This window comes from Pseudomonas helmanticensis (assembly GCF_900182985.1).
Classification (GTDB): Bacteria; Pseudomonadota; Gammaproteobacteria; order Pseudomonadales; family Pseudomonadaceae; genus Aquipseudomonas; species Aquipseudomonas helmanticensis.
This window is the reverse complement of record NZ_FXUY01000001.1, coordinates 4,500,439-4,517,097: the sequence shown is the minus strand read 5'-3', so window position 1 is coordinate 4,517,097 and position 16,659 is coordinate 4,500,439. Positions and strand designations below refer to the sequence as shown.

Sequence of the window (16,659 nt, the reverse complement as noted above, 5' to 3'; positions counted from 1 at the left end):
TCATCCGTTACGCCCGAAGTCGCAGACGTTGCAGCCAGGACGAAGTGGCGCCCAAGGCGTCACGCAATTGTTGGGCAGTGATGGTGCGTGCTGCCGGGTCGAAGCTCAGCGCCGTTTGCAGCGCTGGCCAACAGTGTTTCGGTAGATTCTGCGGCGCTTGCAGCTCGCGCTCCAGGTGCTCGTCGCGAGCCTGGGTCGAGGGCAAGCGGCGAAACGGGTGTTTGCCGCCCGCCAATTCATAGATCACGCAGGCCACGCCGTACACGTCCGCGCTGGCCGACAACGGTTGGCCCTCAAGCAGTTCGGGGGCGGCGTAGCCTGGGGTCCAGGCGTTGAAGCGTTCGCGGCTCAGATGCGGCAGGCCGGGCATCACGCCCTCCTCTGCCTGGCCGAGGCCGAAGTCGAACAGGCGCAGGCCATCTTCGCTGAGCATGACGTTGCTCGGTTTCATGTCACCGTGCAGCACGCCGCGACCGTGGGCGTAGGCCAGCGTGTCGAGCAGCGGCAGGACGATGTCGCGCAGTTCTTGCCACGGCAGGCCGAGGGGCCGCTCGCAGAGCAATTTGTCCAGGGTCAGGCCACGCATGTATTCCATGGTGATGAAGGCCCGCTGGCAATCGGTGTCGACTTCAAAGGTGTGCGCACGCACGACGTTGTCGTGGCGCAGGCGTCGGGTCAGGGCGAACTCGCTGTAGAGCAAGGCACTGGCGTCCGGCGATTCGGCAAATTCTTCGCTGAGGATTTTCAGCGCGATGTAAGGATCGGGATCACCGAACTGTTCGTGCAGCAGATCCCGCGCCCGGTAAACGGCGCCCATGCCACCGGCCCCGAGCAGACGCTCGAGGTGGTAGCGACCGGCGAGTACATCTGGCAAAACACCGATGCTGGCCTTGGTTGGCGCCAGCAACGGTTCTGCTTTATTGGCCTTGGCGAAGGCGAAGTAGGTCAGGTTGTTGGCCTGCTCTTCGCTCATCAGCAAGTCATCGACTGAGGATTCGATTTCAGTCATTGGCGGATCACCACGGCAGTCAGGTTGTCGCGCGCGGCGCCACGCAGGGCGCCGTCGAACAAACGTTCCAGCGCCACATGCGGCGCGCTGAGGCTGAGGGCGTTGCCGAGGGCATCGCTGCTCAGACCCTGATACAAACCATCGCTGCAGAGCAAAAACGCATCGCCCGGATAGACTTCGAGTTCCAGCACATCCAGGGTCAGTGTGTCGGCAGCACCGACGGCTCGGGTCAAGGCTTGAGCCGCCGGGTGTGCTGCCGCTTGTTCGACGCTCATTTGCTGCTCGTCGATCAGTTGCTGTTGCAGCGAATGGTCTTTGGACAGCTGATACAAACGCTGCCCGCGCCACATATAGCAGCGGCTGTCGCCGGCCCAGATGCAGGCCGCGCGATTGCCTTCCACCAGCAGCGCCACGACGGTGCTGCCCATGATGCTGTCGTGACGCCCGGCGGTGACCGTCAACTCTTGGCCCAAACGCCGGTTCAACCAGTGCAGGCACTGGCGGATGGCTTTGAGGCGTTCGTCGAAGTCCTCGTGTTGCGGCAGTTCAGCCAGGCTGGCGACGATCAACTGGCTGGCGATGTCGCCACCCTGATGACCGCCCATGCCGTCCGCGACCACCCACAGCCCCTGCTGCGGATTGTCGAGGAAGGCATCTTCGTTGCGCGCCCGCACCTTGCCCGGGTCGGTACGCGCCGCGCTGCGCCAGGCACTGGCCACCAGCATCAGAGCTGCACCGGCATACGGAAGGTGCGCAGCACGCCCATGTCGAACGGGTTCGGCGTGCGCTGGCTGCTCAGCAGGTAGTTGGCGCGCAGGCCACCTACGTCAGCCTTCAGCACCAGCACGTCGCGACCGGTCAGGTACTCGGTCTGCATCAAGTCGAACAGACGGAACAGCGACCATGGGCCGGAGTTCTTCTCGATACCGATCGGGCGCCCGGCCATTTTGTCCATGACCAGACTGGTGCGACCGTCTTCTGCATCGGTCGGCCATTTGAAGGTCATTGGCAGGATTGGACCGTGGCGGTATTCCATGGTCTTGTCGCCGAACTTGAACTCGGAACGGCTGACCGCCGGATCGAGGGTGTACGGCTCAAGCTTGAACTGCACGGTCGGTTCGGCCGGGTTGATCGAGAAGAAGCTCTGACGAATCGTCAGCGCCGCTGCCATCTGATCGAGGTAGACCTTCGATACCGGCAAGCTGTGGCCGTCGACGCTGCGCATGCGGTAGTTGCCCGGATCGCCGCTGACGAACGGACGCATGTAGCTGTCGAAGAAGCGGTCGACGATGCCTTGAGCCTTGAAGAACTCGCGGAAGTCGCTGATCGCCACGTCGCTGGTGCTGCTGGCGCTGAACGGATAACGCTTGCTGATGGTTTTGCCATACACGCTGTACAGCTCGTTCTGATAACGGCCGTTCAGGTATTGGTAGGCATCGTTGAGCACCAGACGCCACGAGTCTTCGGCCAGCACGTTGAACCAAACGCTCAGTGGACGCGGCAGGCGACCCGAAGCCGCGCGCAGGTTGGTCAGCGCATCACGCTGGCCGCTCATGCGGGTTTTCGCCATTTCGAACGCGGCTTGTTCCGGCGTGCTGGAACGGGCCAGGCCGGACAGTTGCAGTTGCAGGTCGTTGAGCGCGTTGAACGCTGGCGTCAGGTCAGCGCCCGGGCCGTTGTTGTCATCGAGCAGACGATGCAGCGGTTCGAAGCGACGCTGCAGCGACTTCTTCGCGGTGTCCGGCAGGCTCTTCGCCACGCTCAGGGCCGAAGCCTTGTCCGCCACGGCCGACGCCAGTTTGCCGACTTTACCCAGTTTGCCTTTCTGCCCAGCCAACGCATCGGCTGCATCGCCGGCTTCATCCACCGGATCGGCGGCTGCCGGGAAGCGGGTGTTTTCGCGTACTTCGGTCAACAGCGCCAGCACCGGCGAGTTGGCCGAAGTCAGGCCCGCCAGTTGCTCGGCGCCTTCACCGGCGTCGCTGATCGGCGGCAGTGCAACCTGGCCAACGGCTTCGCTCCAGTAGTTGGCGTAGTCGCGGAAGTACAGTTGCTCCAGCTCGACCATCAGGCGACGCAAGTCCATGTCGCTGATGCCCGCACCTTCGCCCAGCACCCAGTTGTCACGCAGGATGTCGGTGACCAGCGTTGCGCCCTGTACCGAGAAATACTGCTGATAACCGGATTGGGTGTAGAAGCCCGGAATCACGTACTCGGTGCCGATAAACAGCGAACCTTGCGGGCCGAGGTGTTGGCTGAAGCGGTATTCCGGCAGGTTGCGCGCCTGCTCGCGGAGCATGCGGTACACCACGGTGGCCAGCGATTCGCTGCGCAATACCTGACGCGCCTGGGTGACCAACTGGTCGTTCAGCGGGTAGATAAATGGCTGCTTCAGCAGGCGTTCGAGGTGCGCGTTCAGACCGTTCTGCACTGCGGTGTTGCCGGTGTAGCGCTGCGACCAGTCAGTGGCGACCCAGTCTTTGAGCCAGACGGCATCGCGACGGTCTTTCATGTTCAACATCAGGTACGCGCGCAGGCTGTTGAGCAGCTTTTCGCGGTCCTTCATGTTGGCGCGGATCTGCCCTTCGAGCATGGTTGCAACCCGTGGCAGCAGTTGCTTTTCAAGCTCGCGCTCGTAAGCCTCTTTGACCACTGGATTGACGTCTTCGCCCTGATACAGGCCGCCACGTTCGTGATAGGAAACGTCGCCCTTTTTCGGGAACGCCTGCGTCGCGGCGTAGCTGGTGTCGAGGGTTTTCAGCACGCCCATCGCATCATCGCGCGTCGTCAATGCGCTGCGCTGCTGCGTCCAGTTCTGCGCCAGATTGCGCAGGTTTTCCAGACGCTCGTAGTTGGCCGAGAAACCGCCCGCCCACAGCATGCCGAACAGCGCCAGTGCCGCCAGTGCGCCGACGTACAGCGCACGCTGGCCCCAATGAATGCGGCTGCGCTCGCGCTTGTCCAGACCGGCCAGATCGGCCTCGGGGAAAATCACCCGGCTGAGCAGGTGATGGATGAAACGCGAACGACCGCTGCGCAGGGTCGGCAGCACACCGGCGTTCATGCCGAGGCTGGCGCCGATGCCGGCGGTGGTCGAATCCATTTCCTGGGTCAGGTGCGGTGCACTGGTCAGGTAGAAACCACGCAGTTGCGTGGCACGCTGATAACGGTTGCCGGTGAACGCCATGTCGACGAACAGGCACAGGCGCTCGCCGATCTGCCCCAGCTGATGCGGGAAGTCGAGGATGCGGCCACGGCGCTGAGTATCGCGCTCGGAGTGCATGCGCATGATCACTTGGCTGTTGAGGCGACGCAGCAGTTCTTCGAACTCGTTGCGCAGCACAGCCACGTCGGTGCCGACCTGATCCTTGCGGAAACTGGTGCCGAGCACCTGATCGCTTTCTTCGCGGGTCAGTTGATCGAAGAACTCGTCGAAGCCGAGCAGCTTGTCAGCCTTGCTCAAGACCAGATACACCGGCACATCGACGTGCAGTTTCTGATGCACATCTTGCAGACGACCGCGTACTTGGCGCGCCAGGGTATCAATGTCCTGCTCGCTGCCGCCGAGCAGGGTTTCCACAGGAATGGTCACCAGCACGCCGTTCAGCGGACGGCCGCGACGACGCTTGCGCAGCAGCTCCAGCAAGGTCGTCCAGGCGCTGCCGTCGACTTCCACATCCGGTTGCGTGGTGTAACGCCCGGCGGTGTCGATCAGCACACCGTGGTCGGCGAAGTACCAGTCGCAATGACGGGTGCCGAGGGTGTCGCGGGTCAGCTTGCGGTCGATCTTGTTGATCGGGAATTCCAGACCGGAAAAGTCCAGCAGGCTGGTCTTGCCCGAGGCCTGCGGACCGATCAGCAGATACCACGGCAAGTCACTGCGCCAGCGCTCGCTGCGGCCGCGATACAGACTCGACGTCTTGAGGGTTTTCAGCGCGTCCTTGAAGCGCGCTTTCAACTCTTTCTGCTCGTCGTCGATCAGCTCTTCGCGGCGGATGCGATCCTGGCCGTCTTCGGATTCCTCGACGGCTTTCTTGCGGATACCGGCGCGCCAGCTGACGAAGACCATGGTCAGGCCCCAGATCAGGAACAGCACGGCGATGGTCAGCAGGCGGGCGGTCGAACCTTCCCAGAACTTGTAATCATCGACTGCCAACAACGGGCCGACGAACCACACCAGCAGCGCTACAAAGAGCACCAGCAGCAAGGTCCAGACCCAGGTCTGGCGCAGGAAGGCGCCGACTTTCTTGAAAAACTTTTTCATCACACGTCCCTGTTTACGGCTGCGACTGCGGTTGGACCGCGGCTGGATCAAGCGGCTGATAAGGTTGCAGAACGGTGTCGCGCTGCTCGCCCAAGACCCAGGCGAAGCCCGAATACATCACCACCAGACAAACGACAGTGAACAACACCACCATCCATGCCGGCACGATGCGCACCAGGTTACGGCGCTGATCATCCAGGCCTTCCCAGTGCGGCGACAACTCGCGTGGCACGTCGCCACGCAACTGACGGATCTGCCGGTACAGGGCGTCGCGGATGCCTTCGAGTTCGAGCATGCCGCGTGCCTGCACACGGTACTTGCCCTCGAAACCGAGGGACAGGCACAGGTACATCAACTCCAGCATCGGCAAGTGCTTGACCGGGTTCTTCGACAGCCGATCAAGCAACTGGAAGAACTTCTCGCCACCGAAGGTTTCGTTGTGGAAGCTGCTCAGCAGGCTCATCTGCGACCACTCGCTTTCGTTGCCCCACGGCGTAGTCACGACAGCTTCGTCGACCACGGTGCAGAGCACGTAACGCGCGGCCATGACCTGGCTGCTTTCGGCGCCGTTGTGCAGGGCGCGCACTTCAAACAGCTTGAGCCCGGCGGTCAGGCGCTCATTCAGCGCGTACATGTCTTCGCGGGTTTCGCTGTGCTTGAGGCGCACCACTTCCGAGAGCAGTTCGGAGGATGCCGCCACCAGCGAATTGAGGCTGATGTTGAACGCTTCCGCCGGACGCAGGCGCGCGGCGTAGATCATCCGTTCTTCCAGTTGCTCGAAGCGCGGCGGCGCAGCGAAGTCGGTCAGCGGACTCGACGCCGGTCCGTGGCCTTGACGATCGAGCAGGACGGTTTTGTCGTCCTGGTTGTAATCCGTTTCCTTGATCATGTCGGTCAGTTCCTGATGGCCCAGAATTTCAGTTCAAGCTCGGCAAATTCGCCGGACACGTGGAACGCGAAACCGCCGGAGCGCTCGAGTTGTGCCAGGTCTTCGGAACTGAGTTCGAGGATGAAATAGGTTTTGTTCGAGTGGAACGCGATCTGCCGCGGGGCCACCGGCAACGGTTTGACCTTGATCCCCGGCAAGTGCAGGTTGACCAGTTGGCGGATGCGCTCCACCGGGCCAACCTTGAGGTGCGCCGGCAAGCGATGGCGCAGTTCTTCGGAGTCGCAGTTGGCACTGGCCGCCAGCACGAACGAGGCCGAGCCGAGCAGTTTGTGGTCATGCAACGGCGAGACGATGATGCCGTACTGACGCGCTTGCAGGATCAGTTCGATGGCGTGCTGTTCGAGCACCATCGACAGCACCTGACGAATCGCTTCCATCAGTTTGCGGAAGCTCGCGCCCTGATCGGCGTGGGAGTAGCGGCTGTCCAGACGCGGGCGTTTGCTTTCGCCGGAGAACGTCGCCAGATCGCCGAGCATGGTCAACAGCGTGCGATACAACTCTTCCGGATGCACTTGCTCCAGGCCGAGGTAGTGACGCAGCAGCAGTTCGGTACGGTTGATCAGTTGCAGCATCATGAAGTCGCCGACTTCCGCGCCGCCGACCTTACCGTTCGAGCGAATCCGCTCGGCAATGGTGTCGCCACGGTGGCTGAGCATGCTGATGACTTCTTTCAGGCACGACAGCAGGTAGCTGGAGGCGTGGGCCTGAATGTAGGTCGGGACGAAATCCGGGTCGAGGCTGATCACGCCGTCGGGCGTGGTGTCGAGCACGTCGCAAATCTTCAGCTTCACGTAGGCCTGATCGCTCTGCTGCTCGCCGAGCAACAGTTTGAAGTCCGGACGACCGCAGCTGACCTGGCTGGCGGAATCGTCGCCGGCGTTGGAGTCGGCCACTTCGGCGTCATACGCGGTGTAACGCGCAAGCACGTCGGATTGCTCCGGACGGCGTGCTTCGATGTGGTTGCCGGTGACCAGCGGCAGCGCCAGGTAGATCGGCGTGTTGCCCGTGTTCGGCGGCACGTCCAGCGCCAGCGGCTCAGTGTTGCCACCGAGTTCGAACAGGCTGCCGTCCGGCAGAATCCCCGAGGCTTCACTGATCACCAGTTTGCCCATGTTGAGGAACTGCAAGTCGATCTCCAGATTGAGAAACCCCCAGGTGTAGCCACCGAGCAATTGGGTGCGGGTTTTCATCTGGTGATCGTAATAGCGATCGTTATGCTGGAAGTGCTGCGGACGCAGCAGCATGCCTTCCTGCCAAATGACTTTATGGGTATTCATGGTCAGTCATCCGCCTTGGCGAGCACTTGATTAGTGTTACGGATGCCGGTCTGGTCCAGAGTCAGATCGACTTCGGTAACTTCCAACGGAGTGATCTGCACCGTGTGGCGCCATTGGGTTTCCGGCAAGTCGCGGTAAGCGGCAAGAACGCCAACATAACGGCTGCCCTCTTCCACCTTGAGCTTCAGTTCCACGGTTTCGCCCGGGCGCAGTTCGAGTTCTTCACTGGCCACCAGATCCGGGTTGAGGGATTCCTTGGCGCGTTCGTAGAGGCTGAAGAAATCAGCGTTCTCGAAGGTCACCGGGTGTTTGAGTTCGAACAGGCGTACCACCACCGGCGATGGGCGGCCATTGAGGTCCAGATTCAACTGATCGCTGCCGGTGAGCTTCAGGTTGATCTTGGTCACTTTCGAGTACGGCGACAGCGACGAGCAACCGGCGAGCAGCACCAGCACGGTGAGCGCAGTCAGCGTCTTGAAAAAAGCGGTCGAGCGGCGAGACATGCGCATCATCCTTGGTGGTCGGTGTGAAGGGTGGAAATCAGGCGGATCTGTTCTTCGTAGGCCTGGGCGAAGTCGCGGGCCAGCAGGCGCTCGCTCCAGTCATCGTCCTGACGCAGTGCCTGGTGATAACGACCGAACGCTCTCCAGCGCCCGCCCGATGTCGCGATCAACGGCTTGCTGTCGCGCTCGAAACGCAGGGTCAGTTGCTCCGGCGAGAAATGCTCCAGCGTGCCGCGCACAGCGGCGCGGCTGGCGGTCAGCAGCGCCACCTGATGCGCCTGCAAATCGCGGAATGCACGGGAGATCGCTTGCTCGGCCGGCAGATGCCCAGGCTTGCTTGGCTGCAACAGAATCTGCAGCGCTTCGCTCGGGTCGACGGCGAATTTCAGCGGGTTCTTGTTGGTGCCTTGCACGGTGGTCTGGGCCAGACGCAGCTCGTTTTTCAGCTCGGAACGGGTACGCAGGCTCTGCTGCAAACCGCCGATGCTTTGGCGCAACAGACGCGCGGCGTTCAACGCCAGGGCTTCGCGTTCGTCGTGACCGAGGCCTTTGACGTCCACACCCAGCGCAGCGCCAAAGTGCTCCCAGAAACCTTCGCTCTGGCGCTCGACGGCTTTCGGTGCCGGAGCGGGCTCAGGTTCGGCGGGCGCGGCAATCAGCTCTGGCACCATCAGGCTTTCCATGTCGATGCGCGCGTAGTCGGCGCGCTGACGGGAGTCGTCCGGCTTGGTGTTCGGCGCCAGCAGTTCGTCGATTTCCGAGTACACGCGCTCTTGCTGTTCGAGGGCATTGAGCGGGTCGAGATCGAGGAACGCGTCGTCCGGGATGATGCTGCCGGCCGCACGCGGGCGCCCGACTTCACCGTCGAAGGTCGCCGGGTCGCGTACCAGTCGCGCGCGGATTTCGAAGTCACCGAGCACGTAAGTGCTGCCATGCTCGATGCGCACCGGCTCGCCTTTGTTCAGGCGTGCGCCGCTGCTGCCGTCCTGGACACCGTTGCTGCTGGTGTCGGTGAGGAAGAACGTGCCTTCGCGGTAACTGACAATCGCGTGGTGATTGGACAGGTGACGCTTGCGGTCAGGAATGATCCAGTCGCAGTCCTCGCCCCGCCCGATCACGCCACCGGCCTGTTTGAAGGTCCTCTGGCACAACTCGGTGGGCACGAACTGCTTGGTGTTCAGCATTTCGAAAACCAATTCCATGTTTGATGCTCCTTGCGGTCACTTGCCGCGATTGACCGCTTGCGGATCACCCAACGGGCGATAGTCGTTGTCGTTGAATTTGTAATTGCCGCTACAGCCGCCAAGGCCGCATAGAACGACGAGGGTCAGCAGGACAGCGTGCCAGTGACGAACAGACATCAGAGGGTCTCCAGGGGTAGACAAAGCACAAAGCGCCGACCCTTGCGGGCGGCGCTGTTATAAGCGAATTCGTTGTTTTGGAAGGCTCTAAACCGGGGCCTTGAGCCAATCCAAGGAGGTACGACAATCTCCTGTAGCGAGGGGACTTGTCCCCGCTGGGGTGCGCAGCGCCCCCAAAACCTGATTTCCGGTTTTTTCAGGAAACCTGCGTTTACCGAATGGCGACTGCTACGCAGCCGAACGGGGACAAGTCCCCTCGCCACAAGGAGTTTGCCTGCGACAGGAGATCTTTGGCCTACAGGGAATCTGCTGGGTGCAGAAGGCAACTTCAGATCAACCATCGAAGTCACCCAGGTTGATATTCAAACGGCCGAGGCGGTACAGCAGCGTGCGCCGAGGCAAGCCCAGTTCGCGGGCGGCGAGGGTCTGGTTGCCATCGTTTTTGCGCAGGCAATCGAGCAACAAGGTGCGTTCGACCTGCTCCAGGCGTTCGCGCAGATTCAGGTGGCTGTTGTCTTCCGGTGCCGGCTCCATGCGCAGGGAGAAATGCTCGGCGAGCAACTCGCCGCCTTCGCACAACAGCACCGCGCGCTCGACCAAGGCCTTGAGTTCCCGCACGTTGCCGGGGAAGGTGTAACCGCCCAGATGCTCCAGCGCTGCGTCCGACCAGCGCACCGGATCGCGCTGCAAGTACGTGCACGTCTTCTCGGCAAAGTGCTGGGCCAATTCAAGGATGTCGCCTTCGCGCTGACGCAGAGCGGGCAGCTCGATCGGGAATTGCGCGAGGCGGTAGTACAAGTCTTCGCGGAATTTGCCCTCGCTGACCAGCGTCGACAGATCGCGGTGCGTCGCAGCGATGATGCGCACATCGATCTTGTGCGTGTCGTTGGAACCCAGCGGACGAATCTCGCCTTCCTGCAACACGCGCAGAATCTTTGCCTGCAACGACAGCGGCATGTCGCCGATCTCGTCGAGCAACAGCGTGCCGCCATTGGCCGCATCGAACAGCCCGGCGCGGTCGCGGTCGGCACCGGTGAAGGCGCCTTTGCGATAGCCGAACAGCTCACTTTCCAGCAGATTTTCCGGCACGGCCGCGCAGTTCTGCACGATGAATGCCTGGGAGCGACGCGGGCCGCAATCGTGAATCGCGCGGGCGACGACTTCCTTGCCGGTGCCGGTTTCGCCACGCAGCAGCACGGTGTACGGGCTGTGCAGCACTTTGCTGATCAGCGAGTGGGTCTGGCGCATCGCCGCGCTTTTGCCGATCAGGCCATAACCACTGATGCTCGGCACACTGAGCGCAGCCATGGCCGATTGCGCCAGCGGCTGACGCAGACGTTGCAGCAAATGCAACTGGCCAAGCACGAACGAGCCGAGCTGACCGAGCGAATCGGCAAAGCCTTGCAGGTTGGTGCGACGCCGGCTGGCACACAGCAGCAGGCCTTCGACAGCCTTGTGCTGATTGACCAGCGGCACACACAACAGCGACTGCCACGGCGAGGTCGTCGCTGGCAGGAAACTGGTTTCGTGCAGGCTGCCGCTCAAGTCGTCGAGGCACACGACGCGGTTCTGGCAGAGGGCAAATTGCAGCAGTTGTTCACCGTTGTAATCCGCTGGCAGGCTCGCCGCTTCGCGCGGTTGCAGGGCGCCGTCGAGGCACTCGGCGTTCATCCCCAGGCACGTGTGAGTGGCGTCGAGCAGATACAACTGAGTCAACTCGCAACCACTCAACTCGGCCAGCCCGCGCACAAAGTCACCCAGCAACGCAGCACCGTCCGCCGCCCGCGACAGACTGGCGAATTGCGCCAGCAACGCTTCGGCATAGACCAGCGGCTGCGGCACTTGAGTGAACATCACACCCACCTCAGGCGAACTCGCACGTCACGCTGGATTCGCCGTCGAGCGTGGCATGCACACGCTTGAGGCTTTCACCGGTGGCCATGGCATCGAGCAGACGATCGGCCACCAACGGCAGCACGTGTTGGTCGAGCAGATGGTCGATCAGGCGCGCGCCGCTGTCGCTCTGCGTGCAACGCTCGGACAGGTGATCGACGAGGTTCTGGCACCAGCTGAAATCCAGCTGACGACGGTTGAGACGCTCGCCGAGACGACCGAGTTTGATCTCGATCAGCTCGCGCAGCACCGGGCCACCAACCGGGTAGTACGGCACCACTTTCATCCGCGCCAACAGCGCGGGTTTGAAGTGCTTGCTGAGTACCGGGCGAATGGTTTCTTCGAGCACTTCCGCCGTCGGGCGCGCGCCGTTTTCGCAGAGGTCGCTGATCTTGTCGCTACCGAGGTTCGAGGTCATCAGGATCAACGTGTTGCGGAAGTCGATCTCGCGACCTTCGCCGTCGTTGGCCACGCCTTTGTCGAAGATTTGATAGAACAGGTTGAGCACATCCGGATCAGCTTTTTCGACTTCATCGAGCAGCACCACCGAATACGGCTTCTGGCGCACGGCTTCGGTGAGCATGCCGCCCTCGCCGTAACCGACGTAGCCTGGCGGTGCACCGATCAGGCGGGAAACGGTGTGCTTCTCCTGAAACTCGGACATGTTGATGGTGGTGATGAAACGATCACCGCCATACAGCAAGTCAGCCAAGGCCAATGCGGTTTCGGTCTTGCCGACGCCGCTCGGACCAACCAACAGGAATACGCCGACCGGTGCATCAGGTTTGTTCAGCCCGGCAGCGGTGGCGCGCATCGAGCGATCCAGTGCGTGCACGGCTTGTTCCTGACCACGGATGCGTGTGCGCAGGTCAGTGGCGAAACTGGCGACCTTGGCGTTGTGTTCGCGAGCCAGTTGCGCCAGCGGCACGCCGGTCCAGGCGCTGATCACTTCGGCAACCAGACGCGGGCACACCTCGAAGCTGACCAGACGCTCTTTGACCTGAGCGGCAGTCAGGGCGCTGTGAGTTTCGTTGAGCAGGGCTTCCAGAGCCTCGACGCTTTGGCCTTCTTCGACTTCGGCAACAACGGTTTCGATGACAGTGCCTTCGGCGTCTTCTTCAACGGTGACCAAGGGCTCGACTGCTGCGGCTTCGCGAGCCTTGGCCAGTTGTTGACGCAGATCCAGCAGGCGTTCGGCCAAAGCTTTCTGCTCAGTCCACTGGGTTTCCAGCGCAACCATTTCGCTTTCGGCTTCTTCAAGACGAACTTCCAGCGCGTCCAGTGCTTCGTGGTCGATCAGCAGACCGGCTTCGGCATCGCGACGCAGCGCCTGACGCTGACGGCCACCTTCGGCCAGTTCGCCACGCAGACGCTCAAGGCTTTCCGGCGCGGCGGCGAGGCTGATGCGCACGCGGGCACACGCGGTGTCGAGGACGTCGACGGCTTTGTCCGGCAGTTGCCGACCGGCCAGATAACGTGCGGACAACTCAGCCGCCGAAACCACCGCGTCATCGCGCAGGTAGATGCCGTGGCTTTTCTCGTAAACCTGGGCCAGACCACGAAGGATGGTCACCGCTTCGCTGACGGTCGGTTCGTGCAATTGCACCGGCTGGAAACGACGGGCCAGGGCCGGGTCTTTCTCGAAGTATTTCTTGTACTCGGCCCAGGTGGTCGCGGCGATGGTGCGCAGTTCGCCACGCGCCAGTGCCGGTTTCAGCAGGTTGGCTGCGTCGGAGCCACCCGCATTGCCGCCCGCACCGATCAGGGTGTGGGCTTCGTCGATGAACAGAATGATCGGTTTCGGCGAAGCTTTGACTTCGTCGATCACGCCTTTGAGGCGACGCTCGAATTCACCTTTGACGCTGGCGCCGGCCTGCAACAGGCCCATGTCCAGCGACAGCAGCTCAACGCCTTTGAGCACTTGCGGCACTTCACCGGCAGCGATGCGTGAAGCCAGGCCTTCAACGATGGCGGTCTTGCCGACACCGGCCTCACCGACGACGATTGGGTTGTTCTTGCGGCGACGCGCGAGGATGTCGACCATCTGGCGGATCGCGCCATCACGGCACAGCACCGGGTCGAGTTTGCCGTCGCGGGCCTGTTGGGTCAGGTTGTGGGTGAAGCGCTGCAACAGCGATTCGCCCTGCGCGGCCGGCTTGCCGTTGGCCGCCGGTTGCTCCTGTTGCGACAGGGCAAATTCTTTCAGGCGATCGATATTCAGCTTGGCGAGCAGCGGCTGATAACGGCTGCCGGCGTAGCGCATCGGATTGCGCAGCAGCGCAAGGATCAGCGCCGCATCTTCAACCTGGGTCTGGCCCAGTTCGAGATTGGCCACCAGCAGCGCGTCTTGCAGCCACTGCACCAGTTCCGGGGCAAACACCGGGTTGCGCGAGGCGCTGTGCTCAACGCGCGATTGCAGCGCGGCGCTGAGTTCGCCGGCATCGACATCGGCATCTTGCAGCGCGCGCGCGAGCAAGCCGTTTGGACGCTCCAGCAGGCCCAGCATCAAGTCTTCGACGAGGATCTTGCTGCCGCCACGGGCCACGCAACGCTCGGCCGAACGTTCCAGATCACGACGGGTTTCGGCGTCCAGCGCCTGGATGAGTTGTTGCAGGTCTACGTTGATCATGGCTCACGTCCTTAATGAATTTTGCTGCCCAGGGTCACCACGCCGTCCGCTTTTTCGCGGCCCAGCCAACTGGTCCAACCGAGGCGACAGGCGTTCTGCTCACCGATGCGCAGTTCGCGGATTTCTTCCTGGCGCAAGACCAGGCGGATGTCGTAATCGAGCGGGTCACGCAAAGTGAACCGCACCAGCGCGCAGAGCGGCTGGTAACCGAAACCGATCGGCAGGAATTCATGGAATCGCTGCCAGTCGAGTTCAGTAATGTGAATGCGGAATTTGCCGCTGCGGTCGCGCACGTGCTCGCCGAGCACCAGGTCTTCACCGAGCAGGCTGTTGGCGCGGCCCAAACGATTGCGCTGCTCTTCGAGGATTTCCACGCGGCGCTCGATGCACTGCTCGATGACCAGGTCTTCGTGCTTGAAGTAGTAACGCAGCACGGCTTCGATCAACGCCGCCGAGTGCGCCCGCAAGCTGAGCAAACCGAGGTACGGCAGCAGGCGTTTCCAGTTGAGTTCCTTGGCCTTGCGGATCTCTTCACCGCCCAGACCGATCAGCGCAAACAGCTGCGACGAAAACGGGTCGAGCGCGCCGCTCTGGAAGCTTGCGCGGTAGCGATACTTGCGCCAGATCGGCAGCATCAGCCGTTGCAGGCGATGGTGGAACAGGTCGAGGAAGTTGCGCGTGGGGTTGCCGTCCTCGCTGTCGCCCAGAGCCTGTTCGCCGTAGAACGCCGGCAACGGCGAACCCGAGCCGACCAGGCCGATCAGGTTGAAACGCATGCGCGCGCGCATCTGCCCGTGCTCTTCGAAGAACTCCACGCGATCAACATCACTGCGTGGAAAACCGAGGCTCGGGTTGGCCTGGAACTCGACCTGATCGTACAGATCGTCTTCGCTCAGATGCGGGTGTGCTTCGCGCAGCCGGTCGATCACCAGCAGCACGGCCTGAAACAGCGAGTACTCGCGTATTACCTTCGTCAGCCCGCTTAAAGCAGGGGCTGCAGGCCCATACGTGGTGTCCATTGGTACACCTCTCCCTGTGTGCTTTTTACCCGCAGCTCATGGAATGAATTGAGACTGGCGTAAAGCGCGAAAAACTCGTTAAGAACCGAAGCGAAAACGAACAGGTCGCCCTCGCCGATATACCCTTCCGGGTCGATGGTCAGTTCGGTGCGCAAACCGCGCACCGGCAAACCGCGGTGCAAGCGGTCGACGTGGTGATGCTTGATGTGCTTGAGGCCGCCGAGCAGGCGTTTGCTGACCTTCTCCGCGTGCTGGTCGTAGTAGCGCGGCAAGTCGTAGGTTTCGAGAATCACCTTCAACGCATTGACGTCGGCCAGCGACAAATAGTTAAGCGACATGTTGCTGATCAGCTTCCACAGGAAGTCACGGTTCAGCGGCGGTGCGAAGCTGGAAGTCGCCGGGGTGATGTTGCGGAAGCTCAAGAACTCCGGCGTCTCTTCGCAGGCCATGCAGATGTCGCCGAGCTTGAGCTTGCGCGGCAGGTTCTGGTTGGTGCACATCAGCTCGATCGACAGGGTTTCGTGGGCTTCGGTGTGGCGAATACCGAAGCTCAGGTACGTGTCGAGGCCGTCGTGCAGCAGGGACGAACGCTGGCGGATGCTGTAATGCGGACGGCTGTTGGGCACGTCGAAACTCGGGTCGTGCTCGAAGGATTCGAACGGCACGTATTCCTGATAACCGAGGCCGCCGGGCTTCCAGCCAGTCACGGTTTCCACCGAGAACACGCCGCAGTTTTCCAGATCGAATTCCGCCGGCAGTAGCAGGTATTCGTCCTGCTTACCGTCGAGGCGAATCGGCAGTGCGTCGTGGGCGAACAGGTTGGCAATCGGTGTGCAGAATAGCTTCACGTTATCCAGCGTCGGACGCATGCGCATGATGCCACTCTTGCGAATGTCGAAGCGCAATTCGAGGCCGCGCATCTGCTTGAGCGTGTCTTCCGGCAGCGCGTTGATGATGTCCAGACCGTTGACGTCGACGAACAGGAATTTGTCCTGGAAGGCGAAGTATTCCTGCAGGTAGCGATAGCCACGGAAGGTGTTCAGCGGATACGGGATCAACGCTTCTTCTTCGGCGAAGCCCACCGGTTTGACCCGATCACCGGGAATCTTGAACGCCATCGGCTTGCCGCTGACGCCATCGATGGGCTTGCCGGCGCCGTCGAGCGGGATCAGCTCGATACCTTCGAGGTTGCGCAGCAGGCTCAGGTAAAGCATCTGACTGATGTAGCGCTCGCCGGCAAAGTGCAAACGCAGCTTGCTCAGTTCCAGCTCACCGAGGTGACCGTCGGCGCTCATTTCCAGACGCAGACTGAGCAGCGAGCCGTCGCCCTTCACCGAGTAATTCAGCGCCGCCAGATCCAGCGGCAACACTTCAGTTGGGTAGCAGGTGCGGAAGCGGCAACGCACGTCTTCGATCGGTTTGCTTTCAATCGGCGTATCACGCTCGACGCGCAACGCCGGCCCGGAACGCTTGAGCGGATCGAACTGCAAAATGCTGAACGCCGGCAGCGGGCGCATGTAGTTCGGCCACAGCAATTGCATCAACGAATGGCTGAGTTCCGGCAGCTCGTCATCGAGCTTCTGGCGCAGCCGCCCGGTGAGAAACGCAAAGCCTTCGAGCAACCGCTCCACATCCGGATCCCGCCCGGCCTGCCCCAGATACGGCGCCAACGCCGGACTACGCTCGGCGAAACGGCGACCGAGTTGGCGCAGTGCGGTGAGTTCGCTTTGGTAGTAGTGGTTAAAGGACACGGGT

General features: G+C 61.8%; 12 protein-coding genes. All 12 read right to left on the bottom strand.

Annotated features, from left to right (window positions below; genetic code table 11):
• Positions 1 to 7 precede the first annotated feature (7 nt).
• Entirely contained in the window at positions 8 to 1,009 is a 1,002-nt protein-coding gene (locus tag QOL84_RS20075; RefSeq protein ID WP_283438317.1) for a serine/threonine-protein kinase, read from the bottom strand.
• Entirely contained in the window at positions 1,006 to 1,734 is a 729-nt protein-coding gene (locus QOL84_RS20070) for a PP2C family protein-serine/threonine phosphatase (RefSeq protein ID WP_283438316.1), read from the bottom strand. The genes QOL84_RS20075 and QOL84_RS20070 overlap by 4 nt, the downstream gene beginning before the upstream one ends.
• Entirely contained in the window at positions 1,734 to 5,273 is a 3,540-nt protein-coding gene (gene tssM / locus QOL84_RS20065) for a type VI secretion system membrane subunit TssM (RefSeq protein WP_283438315.1), read from the bottom strand. Before tssM ends, QOL84_RS20070 begins: the two co-directional genes overlap by 1 nt.
• 13 nt (positions 5,274 to 5,286) lie before the next feature.
• Positions 5,287 to 6,162, bottom strand: coding sequence for a type IVB secretion system protein IcmH/DotU (gene icmH / locus QOL84_RS20060; RefSeq protein WP_129386608.1), 876 nt, complete (start codon positions 6,160 to 6,162; stop codon positions 5,287 to 5,289).
• A gap of 5 nt (positions 6,163 to 6,167) precedes the next feature.
• Positions 6,168 to 7,499, bottom strand: a complete 1,332-nt coding sequence (gene tssK, locus QOL84_RS20055) for a type VI secretion system baseplate subunit TssK (protein ID WP_186531064.1) — start codon at positions 7,497 to 7,499, stop codon at positions 6,168 to 6,170.
• Between the two features lie 2 nt (positions 7,500 to 7,501).
• Positions 7,502 to 8,002: a type VI secretion system lipoprotein TssJ gene (tssJ, locus tag QOL84_RS20050; protein WP_129386611.1), complete on the bottom strand. Its 501-nt coding sequence runs from the start codon at positions 8,000 to 8,002 to the stop codon at positions 7,502 to 7,504.
• Between the two features lie 5 nt (positions 8,003 to 8,007).
• Positions 8,008 to 9,204 (bottom strand): type VI secretion system-associated FHA domain protein TagH, encoded by a 1,197-nt coding sequence (tagH, locus tag QOL84_RS20045; RefSeq protein ID WP_283438314.1) that lies wholly within the window; start codon positions 9,202 to 9,204, stop codon positions 8,008 to 8,010.
• An 18-nt stretch (positions 9,205 to 9,222) separates the two neighbouring features.
• Positions 9,223 to 9,363: a hypothetical protein gene (locus QOL84_RS20040; RefSeq protein WP_003229566.1), complete on the bottom strand. Its 141-nt coding sequence runs from the start codon at positions 9,361 to 9,363 to the stop codon at positions 9,223 to 9,225.
• 333 nt (positions 9,364 to 9,696) lie between these two features.
• Positions 9,697 to 11,217 (bottom strand): sigma-54 interaction domain-containing protein, encoded by a 1,521-nt coding sequence (locus QOL84_RS20035; protein WP_283438313.1) that lies wholly within the window; start codon positions 11,215 to 11,217, stop codon positions 9,697 to 9,699.
• A gap of 10 nt (positions 11,218 to 11,227) precedes the next feature.
• A complete protein-coding gene (tssH, locus tag QOL84_RS20030) occupies positions 11,228 to 13,885 on the bottom strand; it encodes a type VI secretion system ATPase TssH (RefSeq protein ID WP_283438312.1) in 2,658 nt (885 codons plus the stop codon).
• A gap of 11 nt (positions 13,886 to 13,896) precedes the next feature.
• Positions 13,897 to 14,904: a type VI secretion system baseplate subunit TssG gene (gene tssG / locus QOL84_RS20025; protein WP_283438311.1), complete on the bottom strand. Its 1,008-nt coding sequence runs from the start codon at positions 14,902 to 14,904 to the stop codon at positions 13,897 to 13,899.
• Entirely contained in the window at positions 14,868 to 16,655 is a 1,788-nt protein-coding gene (tssF, locus tag QOL84_RS20020; RefSeq protein ID WP_283438310.1) for a type VI secretion system baseplate subunit TssF, read from the bottom strand. Before tssF ends, tssG begins: the two co-directional genes overlap by 37 nt.
• Between the last annotated feature and the right edge of the window lie 4 nt (positions 16,656 to 16,659).

Excerpts from the sequence above, each read along its gene's own strand:
- QOL84_RS20075 (WP_283438317.1), bottom strand. The coding sequence starts at position 1,009 with ATGACTGAAATCGAATCCTCAGTCGATGACTTGCTGATGAGCGAAGAG.
- QOL84_RS20070 (WP_283438316.1), bottom strand. The coding sequence starts at position 1,734 with ATGCTGGTGGCCAGTGCCTGGCGCAGCGCGGCGCGTACCGACCCGGGC.
- tssM (WP_283438315.1), bottom strand. The coding sequence starts at position 5,273 with ATGAAAAAGTTTTTCAAGAAAGTCGGCGCCTTCCTGCGCCAGACCTGG.
- icmH (WP_129386608.1), bottom strand. The coding sequence starts at position 6,162 with ATGATCAAGGAAACGGATTACAACCAGGACGACAAAACCGTCCTGCTC.
- tssK (WP_186531064.1), bottom strand. The coding sequence starts at position 7,499 with ATGAATACCCATAAAGTCATTTGGCAGGAAGGCATGCTGCTGCGTCCG.
- tssJ (WP_129386611.1), bottom strand. The coding sequence starts at position 8,002 with ATGTCTCGCCGCTCGACCGCTTTTTTCAAGACGCTGACTGCGCTCACC.
- tagH (WP_283438314.1), bottom strand. The coding sequence starts at position 9,204 with ATGGAATTGGTTTTCGAAATGCTGAACACCAAGCAGTTCGTGCCCACC.
- QOL84_RS20040 (WP_003229566.1), bottom strand. The coding sequence starts at position 9,363 with ATGTCTGTTCGTCACTGGCACGCTGTCCTGCTGACCCTCGTCGTTCTA.
- QOL84_RS20035 (WP_283438313.1), bottom strand. The coding sequence starts at position 11,217 with ATGTTCACTCAAGTGCCGCAGCCGCTGGTCTATGCCGAAGCGTTGCTG.
- tssH (WP_283438312.1), bottom strand. The coding sequence starts at position 13,885 with ATGATCAACGTAGACCTGCAACAACTCATCCAGGCGCTGGACGCCGAA.
- tssG (WP_283438311.1), bottom strand. The coding sequence starts at position 14,904 with ATGGACACCACGTATGGGCCTGCAGCCCCTGCTTTAAGCGGGCTGACG.